The organism is Oscillospiraceae bacterium (assembly GCA_035380125.1).
Taxonomy (GTDB): Bacteria; Bacillota; Clostridia; order Oscillospirales; family JAKOTC01; genus DAOPZJ01.
Window position 1 is genome coordinate 1 of sequence record DAOSWV010000015.1, and the last position, 17187, is coordinate 17187.

Below are 17187 nucleotides of genomic sequence, written 5' to 3' on the forward strand. Positions count from 1 at the left end.
TCGCTACTCTTTTTTTCCTCCTCCCTTTTGTAACACATCAATTGTAATCCTACACTTTACTTCCGTGAATCTTCATAAAAACGCTTGCAATCGCTGAAAAACTGTGCTATAATGCTTGAGCATTTGTTTCCGGCGATTCCTGCCGGGGGTTGATGACAAAAACATTAACGCAGGTATTCCTCTGGCGGACGCGTATGAAAGCACTGACCATGAATGCCGGTAAAATACGGAGGGTAAAAAAGTAATGGATCTGATTAAAGTAATGACGGATTCCTGCCTCAAGGCCGAGCCGCCCAAGTTTTCGATCGGCGACACCGTCAAAGTGTCGGTTAAGATCAAAGAGGGCGAGCGCGAAAGAATCCAGATCTTCGAAGGCACGGTTATCGCCCGCAAAAACAGCGGCATCTCCGAGACGTTCACGGTTCGCCGCATCTCTTATGGCGTCGGCGTCGAACGCGTGTTCCCGATTCACAGCCCCAACATCGCGGGTGTCGAAGTCGTGCGCAAAGGTTCCGTCCGCCGTGGTAAGCTCTATTATCTGCGCAACCGCGTGGGTAAGGCCGCCAAGGTCAAAGAAAAACTCTAAAGAGCAAACACTGCGGGGACGTCGTCTCCGCAGTTGTCATATTACGACTGTTTTTGAACCAGCCGAAATCCTGAAGGGAAACGAAGCGAAACGATGAAAGACGACGCAAAGAGCGAGCCGAGATACGGTTTTACCTATAACTTAGCTGATTTTATGCTCAGTATGGTCAAGGTCACCGCAGTGTTGGTGGTCGTTTTAATGTTGTTCTTTCGCTATGCGGTGGTAGACGGCGATTCGATGCTCCCCACCTTTCAAGATCACGATCGCGTGTTTGCCGCCAACATCCTCTATGAACCGCAGCGGCTTGATGTCGTGGCAGTCTTTGACAGCAAGCTCTTTCATAAACCCCTGATCAAACGTGTCATCGGCTTAGCCGGCGACAAGATCGTGGTCGACGCAGAAGCCGGGAAGGTCTATGTCAACGATGTGGCGCTCGATGATTCCTATATTCTCGAACCCACCACCGAGACGGGCAACGTCATCTACCCCGTTGTTGTTCCAGAGGGTTATATCTTCGTCATGGGAGACAATCGCAACAATTCTTATGACAGCCGTTATACCGAGATCGGCATGATCAAACTCCAAGCTGTTATCGGAAAAGTCATATATCGATTTTATCCCTTCGACAAGATGACTTCACAATTCACATGAGAACCGATATTCAATGGTACCCCGGTCACATGACCAAAACCCGCCGCGAGATCGAGGCACAGCTCAAATTCGTCGATCTGGTGGCGGAATTGCTTGATGCGCGTTTACCGCAGTCGTCACGCAATCCCGATATCGACTCCATCGCAGCCGGAAAACCCCGGCTGATCATTTTAAATAAATCCGATCTCGCCGACCGAAAGATCACCATCGCCTGGGCCGAAAAATTCCGGGCGCAGGGTCTCGGTGCGGTCATCACCGATTGTAAAAGCGGTTACGGTATCGATAAAATCAAACCGGCCGCTTTTTCGCTGCTCGCAGAAAAACGCGCGCGCGATCAGGCTAAGGGCATGAGCAAAACCGTCCGAATGATGGTCTGCGGCATCCCGAATGTCGGCAAATCGGCATTAATCAACCGGCTTGCCGGCGGCAAAAAAGCCCGTGTCGAAGACCGCCCCGGCGTCACCCGGGCCCGCCAGTGGATTACGGTTGATAACGAATTCGAACTCATGGATACTGCCGGCGTTTTATGGCCGAAATTCGAAGATAAAGACGCAGCCGTCCGGCTTGCATTGACCGGCGCAATCAAAGACACCGTGCTTGACACCGCCGAACTCGCTTTAAAAATGCTCGAATACCTCTCCCAGACCGAACCTGAAACGCTCAAAGCGCGTTATGATATCGACCTCGACGGCACGCCGCTGGAACTGTTCGAACGTATCTGTAAAAGACGCGGAATGTTAATCAAAGGCGGAGAGCCGGATTATGACCGCTGCGCAACCATGTTATTGGACGAACTGCGCGCCGGAAAACTCGGTGCCGTCTCTTTCGAAAAGCCATGACGCTCTACGAATTCGACAAAGAAATTATAAGCGGGGGATATCCCGTCGTCTGCGGACTCGATGAAGCGGGCAGAGGCCCGCTTGCCGGCCGAGTCTACGCCGCTGCCTGCGTACTTCCGTCGGGTTTTGAGCCGGAATTCCTCAACGATTCCAAAAAACTGACCGCCAAAAAGCGGAATATTCTATATGACGAAATCACCGCGAACGCGCTCGACTGGGCGGTCGCTTTTTCCGATGAAAAAGAAATTGACGCGATGAACATTCTCCAAGCCTCTATGCTCGCCATGCGCCGAGCCGCCGCGCAGCTGAACACCACGCCTGATATCTATCTGGTCGACGGCAACCGCCATCCCAAAATCGCCGGCATCTGCCGCCCCATTGTCAAGGGTGACGGCAAATCGGCTGCCATCGCCGCGGCCTCGATTCTAGCCAAAGTCAGCCGGGATCGTTACATGACCGTCATGGCCGAAAAATACCCCGGATACGGTTTTGAACAACACTTCGGTTATCCCGTCAAAGCACATTATGAGGCCATCGCCGAACTCGGTCCCTGCGAAATTCATCGAAAGACCTTTTTAAAGAATCTGGCGCAAAAACACCCTGCTCCGAACAGAGGCACGCAGGGCGAGGATGCCGCCGCAATTTTTCTCGAAAACAGCGGCTTCCGCATTTTGACACGCAATTTCAAAGTCACCGAGGGCGAGTTGGATATCGTTGCCGAAAAGAACGCTCTCGTACATATCGTCGAAGTCAAACAGCGCGCAAACGATAAGGTTGAACGGCCCGCGGCCTGGGTCAATACGGCAAAACAAAACCGCCTCAGGACGGCCGCCATGTACTGGCTGTCCCAAAGCGGCTGCAAAATGCCGTTTTGCTTTGATATCGTCGAAATTCTCGGCGACGAAATCACCCTTATCGAAAACGCCTTTTAAAAACTGTATGCGTTGTAGGGAACGGTCTTGACCGTTCCGCGCCTGTAAGACGATACGAAGGCATATATAAGAGCTTTAACGCCGGAACATCGGCGTTTTGGAATGGTCAAGACCATTCCCCCTACTGATTTAAATTCTCTCACTCCATCAGCGCCTTAGAAAGCGGTTTTGCCAACGCTGCACAAGCTATGGTCGAAATCACAATGCCGGGGATCATGTAGAGTGCATTATAAGCGGTCGAATAAATCCAAACCGTCGGCGTGTTGAAAATCCAAACCGTCGACGACGCGTAACTCGCATAAAAGACCACGCCGCTCACGATATGGACGATATAACGCGCAAATCCGCCGATCACAGCGCCCACGGCCCAGCCGCCGGAGCTCTTTTTCAACATCATCAGACCCGCAAGCCCGATCATCATATAAGCCAACGGATAATCCATAATCAACGACCAAATATTGACCGCATAACCTTCACTGAAATACTGAATCATACCGGCTACCGCACCGGCCATGAATCCCGGCCAGACGCCGCGCCGTAGCGCATAGACCATCAGCGGAATCATCGCGAAGTCGATCGAACCGCCCTCCGCGCCGATCCGAATGCGCAGAAAGCTGAGCACTGCGGACAACGCAACCATAATAGCGCCCTCTGTCAGCACCAACAACTTTTTGTTTCTGATTTTCTTTGTTGCCATTTTTATACCACCTTTATAAATGTAGTAGCTTGAAAAATTCGTTTTTCAAGCTTTAAACTGCATTCCCATGATATAAACAAAAACCGCCGATAAAATATCGACGGCTTTACAGTCATTGCTTGAAGCATGTACCTCCGTCGGCATTATCCGAATCAGGTTCAAGGCCAAACGGCCTATGGGTTTCGGGCAAGGGACCCGCTCTCAGCCGACCCGTTTGTCGGCACCCCAATGCAGTTATGTTTTTATTCTAGCACATTTTATTAAATTGTCAACCCAGCAGTTTTCGCAAAAACAACAATAGTTTTTTCTCCCGGCGGGAGACCTGCACCTGCGTCATATCAAGCCGTTTTGCCGCTTCGGTCTGAGTCAGCATGCAAAAATAGCGCAGCCGCAATAACTCACGGTCGTCCTCCTCGAGTTCTTTCATCGCCCTGATCAGCGAGATACGGTCGGTCAGTTTTTCCTCCTCGAACGGGACGGGGATGTCGAGCTGGGTCGCTTCATCTTCATCATTGCTGACCGTCAAAGAAATCGTCGGAGCGGCGGCCTGAATCGCATCGGCCGCTGTCTCGGGTTCCACGCCTAAAAGCGCGGCCAGTTCCGATACCGTCGGTTCACAGCCGTGTTCATGGCAATAGCTCTCCCGTATTTTCAGCGCGTTCATCGAGAGCTGCTTCAAAGTCCGACCGACTTTAACGCTGCCGCCGTCTCGGAACTGCCGTTTGATCTCGCCCAAAATCGCCGGAACAGCATAAGTTGAAAAGCGCAGCCCGCGTTCGGGGTCAAACCCGTCCGCTGCCTTGCAAAGCCCCACGCAGCCGGCTTGATATAAGTCATCGTAATCAATCCCGCGGCCTCGGAACCGATGTGCGGCAGCGCGGACAAGACCGAGGTTCTCTGTAATCAGCTTTTCGCGCTGGGGAGAGCGGAGTTTTTCATTTTCCGTACTCTTCATTTTTTCAATTCCGGGCACCCTGATGCCCTTTCCTGCCGGGTCCTTTTTCGGCTTCCGGGGCAATGAGCCGCTTTTTCAACGTCACCGCAGTTCCTTTGCCCGGTTTGGAGCGCACCGAGACGCTGTCGGTAAATTGCTGCATCACAGTGAACCCGAGGCCCGAGCGTTCGCCGCCGGTTGATGTGGTAAACAACGGTTCCATGGCTTTCTTAACGTCCGGAATTCCGCGGCCCTTGTCCGAGATCTTTATGTAAAGCATCCCATCCGCAGTCAGTTTGGCCGCCATGATAATCTCGCCCCCGCCGTTTGGATAAGCATGTACGATACAATTGGTCACCGCTTCGCTCACAGCCGTCTTGACGTCGGAAATCAAATCGCAGGGCGGATCCGCCTGTGCCGCAAAGCAGCCTGCAATCGCCCGTAAAAAACTCTCATTAACCGACTTGGCCGGAACCGTCAGCCGCATTCTGTTGACCACTTTCATGTCCGTTATCCCCTTTCTCACTTTCCCTGAATTCCGCGATCCGATCCAACCCCGCCAATTTCATCACTCTTTTTTGGCGCGCTGTCAATCCGCTGACTGCGATTTTCCCGCTCCAGGCCTCGACAATGCGAAACCTACCCATCACCAATCCGATGGCCGAGCTGTCGATAAAAGTCACGTCGGAAAAATCCAGTTCGGTCTCTGTAGGGCGTTTACGTAAAAGCGCATCGTCAATTTGAGGCCGCAGACGTGCGGCTTCGTGATGGTCAATCTCCCCGCTCAGATAAACAGTCACTTTATCGAGCGAAATTTTAATCAGCATCTCTTTCTCCTCCCTCTTTTGCCGATGTCATATTGAAAGCATACCGCAGCACGCGCGAAAAACCTGTCGAAATCTTGACTGTGTGAAACAGCGGGTTATATTTTCGCTACACAGTCAAAAAATTGATTATTTTGTATTTTTCAAATTAAAACACTTGCAAAAATAAGGTCGGTATGTTATAATAGCCCTTGCGCCTTTTATCGAGGAAGCATCAACAGATAGGAGAGTTTTCATGAGCGTTTTTGAATACGTCATCGGCGCCTTGCTGCTGGTGGTGTCCATCGTGCTCACCGTTGTAATCTTGCTCCAAAAAGAGAGAGCAAGCACCTCTGCCAACGCATTTCAGGCAGATACTTCGGACAGTTATTACAGCAAAAACAGCGGCCGCACCAAAGAAGCCGCATACAGTAAAATTACGGTGATTTTATCGGTCGCGATGTTCGTCCTTGCGATCGCAATCAATATTTTCATCAATGTCACCAACAATTCCGATGAAACGACCTCTGATGAGACAAGCAGCGTCGTTTCCTCCGAAGAGACTTCTGCGACAAGTTCCGAGATGGACGCACTTGAATCCATGCTCAGCACCGTGCTCGCCTCTTCAACAGAGACCTCTGTTGAAGCCTCTACCGAAACTTCGGCTGAATCTTCTGTCGAAACCAGCTCGGTGGTTTCCACTGTCAGCGAGGGCTGATGAATCCGTGAAAAATGCCGCCGCAGCGGGCCTGCCCGCTGCGGCGGCTTTCATCACAACTCACAAAATGAGATTCCCTTATAATAGGTTTTCAATATTTCCGAATAAGTCTTCCCCGCCCTTGCCAACGCGCCGGCCCCATATTGGCTCATCCCCACGCCGTGACCCCATCCCTTCACCGTAAACGTGAAGACGCTGTTTTTATAAGTCACTTCAAAACAGGCCGAACGCAATCCGAACATCTCACGCAGTTGTGCCCCCGTCAGCGAAACTCCGCCGATTTTGGCGGCACTGACATATCCGACAGGCGTCCTCAGAAGCTCGGAAAACCAATTTTTCGGTTCCGACGACAGTTCGCATCCGGCCGCCTTGAGCACCGTTTCCGCTTCGTCTTCACCGAGCATCACCTTCGACAAAAAATCGGGCGAATCCTCGTCCTCGGAACTGTCCACGCTGACCAGATACGGTGAATAAGCGCCCCAGATATTCTGCGCGCTCTCGGTCATACCGCAGCTGATGGCGTGATAGGTCGCGACAATCGGCTCGCCCTCGTAAATCATAATCAGATCGCCCACCTCCTCGATCAGCTCGTCAAGATGCGCGATCCGTTCCTCCCAATCGTCGGGATACAGCGTTTTTATCTCCGTATCGCTGATATACGACTGACCGACCGCCGGATCATCGGAAATATCAGCCCCGGCCAACGCAGCCGTCGGACTGCTGCGCTCTCGGATTTTATAACTCACCGCATAGGTGTGTGCCGTAATAATCTGAGCCTTCAAGGCCTCATCGGGATATTCCAGCGGCATTTCGGCAGCTACCGCACCGCGCAGATAATCTTTCGGCGTCAGAGTCACGACCTTGCCGCTCGCGGCCAAATAGACCTTATAGTCCGACTCATTTCCGGCCGCCTCCGAAGAACTTCCCGTACCCAGATCCGCATAAATCGCTTCGAAAAACTGCGACATCGTAGGGATCTCCGAAGCCGTTGTCACTTCCGAAGCGCTCACCGTTTCAACCGGTTCGCTCAGCTTTGACGCCACCTGTGCGATCAACGGCGCTGTAATCAAGCAAACCACCGCAAAAGCGATGCCGGTTTTCAATTTACTCATTTTATGATTCCTCCCTCGGAATTTTTACATCGGTCGATGCCATCGACAACACTAAAGATATTCGGAACCTGTCCGCGGTATGCGTCGGGCTCCGTCACGAAAGGGGATATCCGGTTTGAAAAAAAACACCGTGACTTTTGCCGTCTGCGTAATTTTCGGCGCAGTGATGACAGCAGTCAATGCTTTCGCGGCCAAAGGCACTGCCGAGGTCATTACGCGTGATCTTTTGGGTTATGCCTACGCAATTCTGATCTTGGCTGCATTAATCTGGCTGCATGTCACCGGTAAAAAGCAATTCACCGAAACCGAACCCGGCCGTTTTATCATGACGTCTTGGGAGTATTTCTTTTTCGGAGCAGCGGTGCTGGTTATCTCTGCCGTTTCCTTTATCAACATCTATCCCGAATATAACCAATACCTCTATCGGCTCGATGAAGTCACTCAGGGCCCGTTTTTAATGACGCGCATGGCCTTTTCAATCATCGGCCTTGTTGTCGGGGGTTTGCTGTTGGCAGCAGGTTCTGTTAAAAATTCCGTATTTAAAAACCTTTCGACCACTTTTGCGGCCATTTGGGGTTTTGCCTATCTGGTCTCTGAATGCACCTTTTTCATCCCCCTGCCCGATATCTCGCTCTATCTGCCGCGACTCGGAACCGCTGTCTTTACAACATTGGCATTTTGCTATATCACAATGGCCGGAAAAGTCGGCTTGCAGCGTAATGCGGCCGGGTTGCGCACCTGCAGCGGGATGATGGTGATTTTCTCGATCTCGGACATGGCCTTCTGGCTGATTTATCATCATAATGTCTACCGCGGGATGTTGCTGTCAAGTTTTCTGTTCGCAGCGTTTTTCGGCGGGTACTTCATCTGGCTCTCATTAATACTTGATCGTAAATTTCAAATACCGGCGGAGGTGACGGACCTTGAAATTTGAAATCGTGGATTTTTCCGGCGGTTTTGAATTTCTGAAACCCGCAGCTCCCTATATCCAAAACGCCGGTGCGCTGTCCCTGAAAATCCTGTTTACCCTTCTCACCGAAGGCGGATTCCACTCTGATACACTGTCATCCCAATTGGGCTGTGAAGAAAAAGAACTGCGCGACGCGCTGGTCTATTGGGTCGACTGCGGCCTGTTTTCACGCTGCGGCGGTAAACTCACCCTTGCTGCGGTGACGCCGGAACCGAAACCGACGTTAAAAAAGCCACTGCCCGCCAGTATCGCAGCGGTTCCGATTATGACCTCCGACGAGGCCGCCAGACGTATCAAAGACAGTGAGGAATTAAAATTCTTAATTGAACAGATGCAGCAGTGCTTCGGCCGACTGCTGACCCAGAACGAAGTCTCTCAAATGGTCTCGGTCTGCGATTATTCGGGCCTTCCGATCGATATTATGATCCTGCTGGTCGGCTACTGCTCTTCAGTGGGAAAGACCTCAATGGCCTACATAAAAAAAGTCGCGATGGATTGGGGCGAACGAGGCATCGTCACCCAGCAGCAAGCCGACGAACAGCTCAAAGCGCTGGCCTCTCAATCCCGTGCCGACGAAATCGTCACTAAAGCGCTGGACATCACGGGGAGAAAACTCGTGGCCCGCGAACGCGAATACGCCAATGATTGGGTAGCCGTACTCGGTTTCGACGGCGAGATGATTGCCGAGGCCTATTCCCAGTGTGCACTGGCAACCGGAAAACGTGATTTTCGATATATCGATAAGATTTTACATACCTGGAGTGAAAACGGAGTCGCCACCCTTGAACAAGCCAAGATCTTCAAACAAAACCGCTTTACAAAGGCCTCTCGTAAAAAAACAGATGAGGCTGCAAACGATGAATTTTTGAAAAATGCCTTGTCTATTAAAGACGTTTGATGTAAAATAGAACCATGGGGGTGTGCGGTCGATGAACGAGGATATCCTGCGAAAAGCGGCAGACGAACTCGCCGCCGTCCGCGAACGGAATTTGCGCGAACAGCAGCGGCGTTTTGAGGAATGCCGGCGGCTGAATCCGCGCATTTTTGATATTTCAACCGAAAATTCCGAACTCGTTGCCGCTATTGTGCGTGTTGTGCTATCCGGCAATACCGATCATCTGCCCAAGTTGAAAGACCGTTCTCAGGCTCTTCGTGCTGAACAGGCGAAGATTTTAAAATCCCTCGGCAAGCCCGAAAACTGGCTCGATCCGATCTATTCCTGCCCGGTCTGCAAGGATACCGGCATCACCGACGGAAAACGCTGCGATTGCGTGCAAAAGCTCATCACCGAGCTCAACACCCGCTCCCTGAACGAACGTTCCCCGATGAAGTTACATACGTTCGAGGAATTCGACCTCACTTTTTACGACGATAAAAACGACCCGAAGCTCGGAGAATCGCCGCGCGCCAGAATGACGCAAATCTATAACAAGTTGCGCGGTTATGCATCCAATTTTTCTCCGGCGTCCAAGAGCCTGCTGCTCTGGGGTCAGCCGGGACTCGGCAAAACCCACCTTGCGCTTTCGGTGGCTTCGGTCGTGCTTGCACGCGGGTTCTCGGTGGTCTACATTCCGGCCAACGACCTGTTTGCCCAACTCGACCGCGAACGGTTTTCCAATAATGAAGACACCGACGCCTTAAAAACGGTATTAAACTGCGATCTGTTGATTTTAGATGATCTGGGCACCGAATACCTCAACGCTTTTATCCAATCGCAGTTGTATACGATTATCAATGACCGTCTTCTCGCCCGCAAACCCACGATCATCAGCACCAACCTCGAACCCGGCGAACTCGATGAGCACTATCCCCGGCGGCTGGTCTCGCGCATTATGGGCGAATATGCCGATTTTCTGCTTACCGGAAAAGATGTCCGCATCATTAAAAAATATAAATAAAATCTTTCAAATGTGAAAGGATGGTTCTACTCATGAATCTCAACAAACAAGAAATCTCCGCACTGCGGGAACTCGCCAAAAAGACGCACGAGGCCGCCTGCGACCCGGTCAACGCCGAACGCGAAAAGGGCTGGCGGGCGCTGAACGGACTGAAACCGATCCGCCCGATGGTCATCATCGATCAGCTGCCCTGGAACGAATTCCCCCAGGAGGAACTGACCGGCGTCGTGACCTCCGACCCCTATTGGCAGCGGGCCGAAAAGATGATGCGCCGGATGCTGTTCCGCTTTAAATATCTCCCTGCCGACGCGGTTATAAAAGACAATTTCACGGTCACCAAAGAAGTCGGCGGCATTCATGATTTCGGCCTCAGGGTTGACGAAGATACCGCCAGCGTTGAAGAGAGCAGCGAAGTCAAGGGGCATTATTATCACGACCAGCTCGAGACCGACGAGATCGTTGACGCCCTCACACCCAAGCCCATCGTTTACAACGAAGAATCGACCATGAAACATCTGGCCGAGGCGCACGAACTGTTCGACGGTATCCTGCCGGTTATATTAAACGGCGTCAATCCGCCTAACGACATCTGGGATCACCTCTCGATGTACCGCGGTGTCGAAAATCCGCTGTACGATATGATGGAGCGCCCCGAATTTGTCCATAAAATCATGCGTAAATTCACCGACCTGTATGTCGGCAATTTGCTTGAACTCGAAAAACGCGGACTGCTCGGATACAATCAGGAATACATCCACTGCACCGGCGCATTTACCGACGAGCTGCCCAAGCCCGGCTTTGATCCCAATCATGTGCGCGCCAGCGACACCTGGGCTTACGGGCTTGCACAGATGCTCTCTACCGTTTCTCCGGCCATGTTCGAGGAATTTGAAGTCGAGTACTGCAAAGAGTGGGCTCAGCATCTCGGTCTGGTCTATTACGGCTGCTGTGACCCGCTCGACCGCAAAATGGATCAGGTCCGCAAAATCCCGAATGTCCGCAAGGTCAGCATGAGCCCATGGACGACGCCGGAAATCGGTGCAGCCGCCATCGCCGGCGACTATGTCTTCTCGTCAAAGCCTAATCCTGCGCATCTTGCCGCCCCGACTTTTGACGGAGATATGGTACGCGCCTATCTGACGAACATCAAAAAAGCTGCCGAGAGCAATAATTGTCCGGTCGAATTCATCCTCAAAGACGTCAGCACCATAAAACACGACTTCAACCGTCTGGTCGAATGGGAGAAAATCGCAATGGAAGTCGCTAAGGCATAATGATGTACCCGCTGAATCATCTCATGATTCAGCGGGTATTTGTGTTTTAAATTCAATCATACAAAAGATCCCTTAAATTTTATAAAAGGATGGCTGTAATTATGATGAAGCTCAACTACAAGCGTACGATTCTGATCGGTCTGGCCTTTATGTCCATCTGTGCGTTTTGGCAGATGTATGACAACGTCATCCCTCTGATTCTGAAAAACACGTTTGGAATCGGCGACGGTGCCGCCGGCATCATTATGGCCGCCGACAACGTGTTAGCGCTGTTTCTGCTGCCGTTGTTCGGGGCATTTTCCGACCGTGTAAACACGAAAATCGGACGCAGAATGCCGTTTATCCTGATCGGAACAGGGCTTGCGGTCATTTTGATGAACTTCCTGCCCTTCTTTGACAACGCCTATTTTTCCACCCCGACCGAACTGCTTAAGATTTTCTTCATCGTCGGACTCGGTCTGCTGCTGGTCTCGATGGGTGTTTACCGCTCCCCTGCGGTCGCCTTGATGCCTGATCTGACGATCAAACCGCTGCGCAGCAAAGGAAACGCCGTCATCAACCTGATGGGTGCGGTCGGCGGTGTTATCTACTTAATCCTGACCACCTTCTTATATTCCAAAAAGCGCACCGAGGGACTTGCACACGTCAATTATCAGCCGTTATTCATCATTGTCTCCGCCATCATGGTTGTCTCGGTAGTGATTTTATTTCTCACCATTCGGGAACCGAAACTCTATGCTGAGACCAAAGTGTATGAGGATGCTCACCCTGAAGAAAATCTTGTCGTCACCGACGAAAAAACCGGCAAAACCAGCCTGCCCAAAGATGTGAAACGCAGCTTGGGCTTCATCCTTTCCTCGATTGCACTCTGGTTCATGGGCTATAACGCCATCACGACCGCCTTCACCAAATACGCCGAGCAGGAGTGGAATATGTCACTCGGCGACGCGAGCATGTGCCTGACGGTCGCCACAGTCGGTGCCATCGTCTCCTACATCCCCATCGGTATTTTGGCCTCCAAAATCGGGCGTAAAAAGACCATCATGGCGGGCATCGTATTATTGGCGTCCTGCTTTTTCGCCGGCTATCTCTTCACACAAGCCTCCGACCAGTTCTCCCCGATCCTCTATGTGCTCTTTGTGCTGATCGGACTGGCCTGGGCGGCGATCAACGTCAACTCGCTGCCGATGGTCGTCGAGATGTGCAAGGGCTCGGATATCGGCCAGTTCACGGGATATTATTACACGTTTTCGATGGCGGCTCAGACCATCACGCCCATCGCCTCGGGTTATCTGCTCCAATACATCGGTTACTGGACGCTGTTCCCCTACGGCACGCTGTTTGTGGCGCTGTCGTTCGTGACGATGATCTTTGTCAAACACGGTGACAATAAACCAAAGCCCGCGAAGGAAAAACTCGAAATGCTCGATGTCGGAGATTAATGTCTCCCTTTCACAACAGAAAGTGTAAATACGGAATTTCACAAACTCATATCAAAGGATGGCTGTCATAGTGCCTGTTTTATTAAAAATTCTGATCATTCTTGTCACAATCGCACTGTTTTTGTTCCTGCTCGTTCTTTTCTTAATCGCCCCGAATAAAAAAAGAGATTATTCTGCGTTTCGCGGCAAAAAATTTGCCCATCGCGGCCTGCACGGCAACGGCATTCCCGAGAATTCACTCGCGGCGTTCAAAGCTGCCAAAGAGGCAAATATCGGCGTCGAACTCGATGTTCAGTTCACAAAAGACAAACAGATCGTAGTCCTGCATTTCGGTGATCTGAACTACATGTGCGATGTCGATAAAAAGGTTCTCGACCTGACTTACAAGGAACTCAGACAATACCGGCTCAGCGGAACGGACGAGCATATCCCGCTGCTCTCCGAGGTTTTAGAAGTGCTCGGCGGCGTCCCTGTTATCTGTGAGATCAAACCCTATTCCGGCAACAGCTGTCCTGAATTATGCCTTGAGACCTGTAGACTCATGGATACCTATCGGGGCGATTGGTGTATGGAATCATTCAGCCCGTTTATCACCGGGTGGTTTATTAAAAACCGCCCCGAGATCATCCGGGGTCAGCTTTCATCCGCAATGCGCATCGATAACGGACAAGCCCGATTCAAGCGTTTTATGATGCGTCATCTGTTGATCAATGTCTTCTCCCGCCCCGATTTTATCGCTTATAAGTTCACTGATCTTTCTCCCTGGGGTTTCCGGCTCTGCCGCGCCGTATATAAGCCCTTTTTGGCAGCATGGACAGCACGCGGCGACAAGCAGTTCGCCCATGCGCAGAAGAATTTTGATACGATCATCTTTGAAAAATTTGAAAAGAAAGACTTGATCGGAGATGAATGACCGCCAGGAATGTCATCGGGAAACCATCTAAATCGGTTTCCCCGCGTTTAAAACGCGTTATAAAAGCTGCTGACTGTTCGCTGCATAGCGAACGCTTCCAACTTCCTTATTTTCTGCGTTGCATACTTCTTGAATCACTATGAAAGAAAGGTAAAAATATGCCCGAACTCCAAAACGCCGCGTTTTTCAAACTCAGCTACGGCCTGTACCTTTTAAGCTCAGGTAACAACAAAAAACAAGATGGAAGCATTAATAATACTGTCATACAGGTTACCGACGTACCCAAGCAGCTCGCCGTCACGGTCAACAAAGCCTCATTGACCCATGAACTGATCGCTGAGACCGGCCTGTTTAACGTCTCGGCACTCACCACCGACGCCCCTTATGAACTCTATTGGCGTTTCGGATATCAAAGCGGCCGCAACGTGGATAAATTCGACGGTTTTTCCGATGTCGAACGCTCCGAAAACGGCCTGCTGTATCTGACTAAATACGCCAATGCGCTGCTCTCGGGTAAAGTCACTTTTTCCAAAGACCTCGGCACCCACACCCTGTTCGTCGCCGATACGACCGAAGCGCATATTCTCTCGGACGGCGAATCGGTCACTTATCAGTATTATTTTGACCACATCAAGCCCAAACCCGCCGCAAAGTCCGCCGGCAAAGCCGATGGCAAAAAGGGTTATGTCTGCAAAATTTGCGGCTGGATTTACGAGGGCGAGCCCTTGCCTCCGGACATCATCTGCCCCGTCTGCGGCCACGGCGCGCAGGACTTTGAGCCATTGCAATAAAAGGTATCGGTATCACTGTAGGGGCGGATAATATCCGCCCGTTACAATAATGAAAGACATTCTATGTAAGAGGGAGTAATATATTATCCCTTCCGATTCGATAACAGTGGTTATTCCATGCGGGCGGATATTATCCGCCCCTACATTTATAAACACAGAGGAGAATGTGTGTGAAAATCGATCGCTTGTATGCCATCACTGTGTATTTGCTTAATCACGGCAAGACCTCCTCCAGCGTACTTGCGCGCCGGTTCGAGGTCTCGGTACGCACCATCCAGCGCGACATTGACGCCCTCTGCCTTGCCGGAATTCCCGTCATTGCCGACACCGGCGCAAGCGGCGGTTACGAACTGACCGACACTTTTTCGATGGAGCGCCATGCGGCCACAAAAGCGGATTACGCCCATATCCTCACGGCGCTGCGCGGCCTCGCAACCGCCACCAACGATCCGAAGGTCAGCGCAACGCTTGAAAAGCTCTCTGCGCTCTCCGGTCCCGACGAAAGCGGTATCATTCTGGATTTTTCGATCCTGCGCGAGGGCGAGGAGCACCTGCTTCAAACCCTCCAAACAGCTATCCGCCAAAAACACGCGGTCAGCTTTTCCTATACCAACGCCGAAAACGTGACCCGAACCCACACTGTTGAACCCATCGCGGCGGTTTATCGTTGGTATGCTTGGTACCTGTTGGCCTATTCCCGCGTCCGTGGCGACTATCGCACTTATAAACTCGTCCGTATGCACGACCTCGAGATCACCGACAGCACTTTCACCCGCGAACACGATAACGCTGATGTTATCCTGCATACCATTGATCAAAAGGATCCCCGCCCTGTCACAACCGTCAAAGCACGCTGTAAAGCCGAAGCTAAAGCACGTGCAATTGAATACCTGAGCGGCGTCATCACAGAAGAACTCGAAAACGGCGACGCGTTGATGACCCTACACGTCATAGAGAGCGAGGCCTTCTGGCTCAGCATGCTGCTCTCACTCGGCGACAGCGTCGAAGTTCTCGAACCCGAACACATCCGGCATCGCATTCTGACCGCTGCCGAAGGCCTTGTAAAATTATATCAAAAACTATGACATTAGGTTGTCGTAATTCTTCTGTTAAAATAAAACAAAACAAAATAGCGGAGGTTATTATGACGATTAAGGACATAGAAAAAAGTTACGGGATTTGTGGTTTGGTGTGTGCCCTGTGCAGTTACAACAAAACTTGTGCGGGCTGCCGAATGAAAAATGACGATTGCGAGATCAAAACCTGCTGCCGGTCGAAGGGGCTGACTTACTGCTATCTGTGCGCCGAATGGCCATGCGAAAAGAAAATGCACAAAGGTATCCGCATAAGAGCGTTTAATTCGGTCGCCAAATCCGAGGGGCTTGAAAAACTCGCAGAATATCTTTATAAAAACACGAATCGCGGCATTTTCTACCACAGACCGGACGGTTTGACCGGCGATTACGATAAATGCAAAACCGAACAGGACGTAATCGAACTGCTGAAAAACGGCAGACCCGACCCATATGGAAATTGCCCGGTTTATGAAACCGAACATTTTATTCTGCGGTTTATTTCATCTGATGACGCGGCGGATCTGCTTGAATGCTACTCCGACCCGAAAGCACAGCAGTTTTTTAACGCCGACTACTGCACCAGCGATTTTCGCTATTCCACGCTCGAGGAGATGCAAAACTGCATCGAGGGCTGGCTGTATGCGTATCAAAATGGGTATTTCGTCCGTTTCGGCATCGTGGATAAGCCCAAATCGAAAGCCGTCGGCACTGTGGAGATTTTTGGTGGCGATTACGGCGTTTTGCGAATCGATATCAAATCCGACTATGAAAACAAGTCCCACCTGTCCGAATTGATTCAAACAGCCGACGCTTTCTTTGACGACTTCAACTGCGAAAAAATCGTCGCCAAAGCTGTTCCTGCCTCGACAGAGCGAATTGCAGCCCTGACAGCCGCCGGATTCGAACCTTTTGATTGGGAACCCGGGCGTGAACACTACTACATGAAAAGGAGACCTTGAGATGGAACTTGAAATCCGAAAACTGACTCCTGATCTTGCGGAAGATTACGCGCGTTTTTTTGATACGACGCCCATAATGTCGAGGGAAACGGCGTGAAATGTTATTGTGTCACCTGGCGTAACGACGATTCCTATGTCGGCAACGATCACTGGTATCCGACTGAAGAGGAAAGAAGGGCGCATGCCATTCAATTTGTCAAAGCCGGCAGCATACAGGGCTATCTGGCCTATCACGGCGATGAAATTGTGGGGTGGTGCAATGCCACCGGGAATTGCCTGCGCGGTGTCAATTATCTTCGCGCTTATTGGCCAATCGAGGAATCCCATGAAAACATACGGGTAAAATCCATCTTCTGCTTTATGATCGCCCCGAACATGCAACGGCAGGGTATCGCCACGCAATTGACGGAGCGCATCTGCAATGACGCTGCCGCTGACGGTTTTGAGTTCGTCGAGGCATATGCCTATAAGGAATCCGGTGGATCAGACCATGAATTCGGCGGACCTTTGGCGATGTATGAAAAATGCGGATTTTATCAATGCGGCGAACGGGACGGTAGAGTGGTTATGCGAAAAGCGCTGAAGTGATTTG

20 protein-coding genes, 1 pseudogene and 1 riboswitch are annotated in these 17187 nt (G+C 51.2%); of the genes and pseudogenes, 16 read left to right on the forward strand and 5 right to left on the reverse strand.

All coding sequences use genetic code 11. The features are described from left to right. The first annotated feature begins 244 nt into the window (after positions 1-244). The 5 genes and pseudogenes from rplS (at position 245) to PK629_07340 (ending at position 3008) form a co-directional block, all read left to right on the forward strand. On the forward strand, positions 245-586 hold the full coding sequence (gene rplS, locus PK629_07320; protein ID HOP11284.1) for a 50S ribosomal protein L19: 342 nt from the start codon (positions 245-247) through the stop codon (positions 584-586). Between the two features lie 93 nt (positions 587-679). Then, complete coding sequence (gene lepB, locus PK629_07325) at positions 680-1237, forward strand: signal peptidase I (GenBank protein ID HOP11285.1); 558 nt, start codon at positions 680-682, stop codon at positions 1235-1237. Then, positions 1234-2076 (forward strand): ribosome biogenesis GTPase YlqF, encoded by an 843-nt coding sequence (gene ylqF / locus PK629_07330; GenBank protein HOP11286.1) that lies wholly within the window; start codon positions 1234-1236, stop codon positions 2074-2076. The genes lepB and ylqF overlap by 4 nt, the downstream gene beginning before the upstream one ends. Then, a pseudogene (locus tag PK629_07335) lies at positions 2073-2663 on the forward strand (ribonuclease HII). Before ylqF ends, PK629_07335 begins: the two are co-directional and overlap by 4 nt. Next, a complete protein-coding gene (locus PK629_07340; protein HOP11287.1) occupies positions 2661-3008 on the forward strand; it encodes a YraN family protein in 348 nt (115 codons plus the stop codon). Before PK629_07335 ends, PK629_07340 begins: the two are co-directional and overlap by 3 nt. Positions 3009-3147: 139 nt before the next feature. Here the strand turns inward: PK629_07340 and thiT are convergent, their stop codons facing one another. From thiT to PK629_07360, 4 genes are all read right to left on the reverse strand, one after another. Further along, positions 3148-3705 (reverse strand): energy-coupled thiamine transporter ThiT, encoded by a 558-nt coding sequence (gene thiT / locus PK629_07345; protein ID HOP11288.1) that lies wholly within the window; start codon positions 3703-3705, stop codon positions 3148-3150. 112 nt (positions 3706-3817) lie between these two features. Next, positions 3818-3942, reverse strand: a riboswitch (TPP riboswitch). A 31-nt stretch (positions 3943-3973) separates the two neighbouring features. After that, complete coding sequence (locus tag PK629_07350; protein HOP11289.1) at positions 3974-4660, reverse strand: sigma-70 family RNA polymerase sigma factor; 687 nt, start codon at positions 4658-4660, stop codon at positions 3974-3976. 4 nt (positions 4661-4664) lie between these two features. Further along, positions 4665-5144, reverse strand: a complete 480-nt coding sequence (gene spoIIAB / locus PK629_07355; GenBank protein HOP11290.1) for an anti-sigma F factor — start codon at positions 5142-5144, stop codon at positions 4665-4667. Continuing rightward, complete coding sequence (locus PK629_07360) at positions 5095-5466, reverse strand: anti-sigma factor antagonist (GenBank protein HOP11291.1); 372 nt, start codon at positions 5464-5466, stop codon at positions 5095-5097. The genes spoIIAB and PK629_07360 overlap by 50 nt, the downstream gene beginning before the upstream one ends. A gap of 232 nt (positions 5467-5698) precedes the next feature. Here PK629_07360 and secG point away from each other — a divergent pair, with 232 nt between their 5' ends. Further along, a complete protein-coding gene (secG, locus tag PK629_07365; protein ID HOP11292.1) occupies positions 5699-6160 on the forward strand; it encodes a preprotein translocase subunit SecG in 462 nt (153 codons plus the stop codon). Between the two features lie 53 nt (positions 6161-6213). Here the strand turns inward: secG and spoIID are convergent, their stop codons facing one another. Next, on the reverse strand, positions 6214-7272 hold the full coding sequence (spoIID, locus tag PK629_07370) for a stage II sporulation protein D (protein HOP11293.1): 1059 nt from the start codon (positions 7270-7272) through the stop codon (positions 6214-6216). Positions 7273-7387: 115 nt separating this feature from the next. Between spoIID and PK629_07375 the strand changes: the two genes are divergently transcribed. The 10 genes from PK629_07375 to PK629_07420 all read left to right on the forward strand — a co-directional run bounded on the left by PK629_07375 (position 7388) and on the right by PK629_07420 (position 17183). Beyond that, the gene (locus PK629_07375; protein ID HOP11294.1) at positions 7388-8206 is read left to right on the forward strand and encodes a hypothetical protein; all 819 of its coding nucleotides are present in this window, start codon (positions 7388-7390) and stop codon (positions 8204-8206) included. Beyond that, positions 8196-9140, forward strand: a complete 945-nt coding sequence (locus tag PK629_07380; protein ID HOP11295.1) for a DnaD domain protein — start codon at positions 8196-8198, stop codon at positions 9138-9140. Before PK629_07375 ends, PK629_07380 begins: the two co-directional genes overlap by 11 nt. A gap of 31 nt (positions 9141-9171) precedes the next feature. Next, a complete protein-coding gene (locus PK629_07385) occupies positions 9172-10140 on the forward strand; it encodes an ATP-binding protein (GenBank protein ID HOP11296.1) in 969 nt (322 codons plus the stop codon). 32 nt (positions 10141-10172) lie between these two features. Next, complete coding sequence (locus tag PK629_07390) at positions 10173-11414, forward strand: hypothetical protein (protein HOP11297.1); 1242 nt, start codon at positions 10173-10175, stop codon at positions 11412-11414. A gap of 104 nt (positions 11415-11518) precedes the next feature. Next, positions 11519-12856 carry an MFS transporter gene (locus PK629_07395; GenBank protein HOP11298.1) on the forward strand — a complete coding sequence of 446 codons (1338 nt, stop codon included), beginning with the start codon at positions 11519-11521 and terminating at the stop codon, positions 12854-12856. Between the two features lie 58 nt (positions 12857-12914). Then, positions 12915-13769 carry a glycerophosphodiester phosphodiesterase family protein gene (locus tag PK629_07400; protein ID HOP11299.1) on the forward strand — a complete coding sequence of 285 codons (855 nt, stop codon included), beginning with the start codon at positions 12915-12917 and terminating at the stop codon, positions 13767-13769. Between the two features lie 158 nt (positions 13770-13927). Next, entirely contained in the window at positions 13928-14560 is a 633-nt protein-coding gene (locus tag PK629_07405) for a flavin reductase (GenBank protein ID HOP11300.1), read from the forward strand. Positions 14561-14724: 164 nt separating this feature from the next. Then, the gene (locus PK629_07410; GenBank protein ID HOP11301.1) at positions 14725-15645 is read left to right on the forward strand and encodes a YafY family protein; all 921 of its coding nucleotides are present in this window, start codon (positions 14725-14727) and stop codon (positions 15643-15645) included. 149 nt (positions 15646-15794) lie between these two features. Further along, positions 15795-16595, forward strand: a complete 801-nt coding sequence (locus tag PK629_07415; GenBank protein HOP11302.1) for a GNAT family N-acetyltransferase — start codon at positions 15795-15797, stop codon at positions 16593-16595. Positions 16596-16688: 93 nt separating this feature from the next. Next, the gene (locus tag PK629_07420) at positions 16689-17183 is read left to right on the forward strand and encodes a GNAT family N-acetyltransferase (GenBank protein HOP11303.1); all 495 of its coding nucleotides are present in this window, start codon (positions 16689-16691) and stop codon (positions 17181-17183) included. Positions 17184-17187 lie beyond the last annotated feature (4 nt).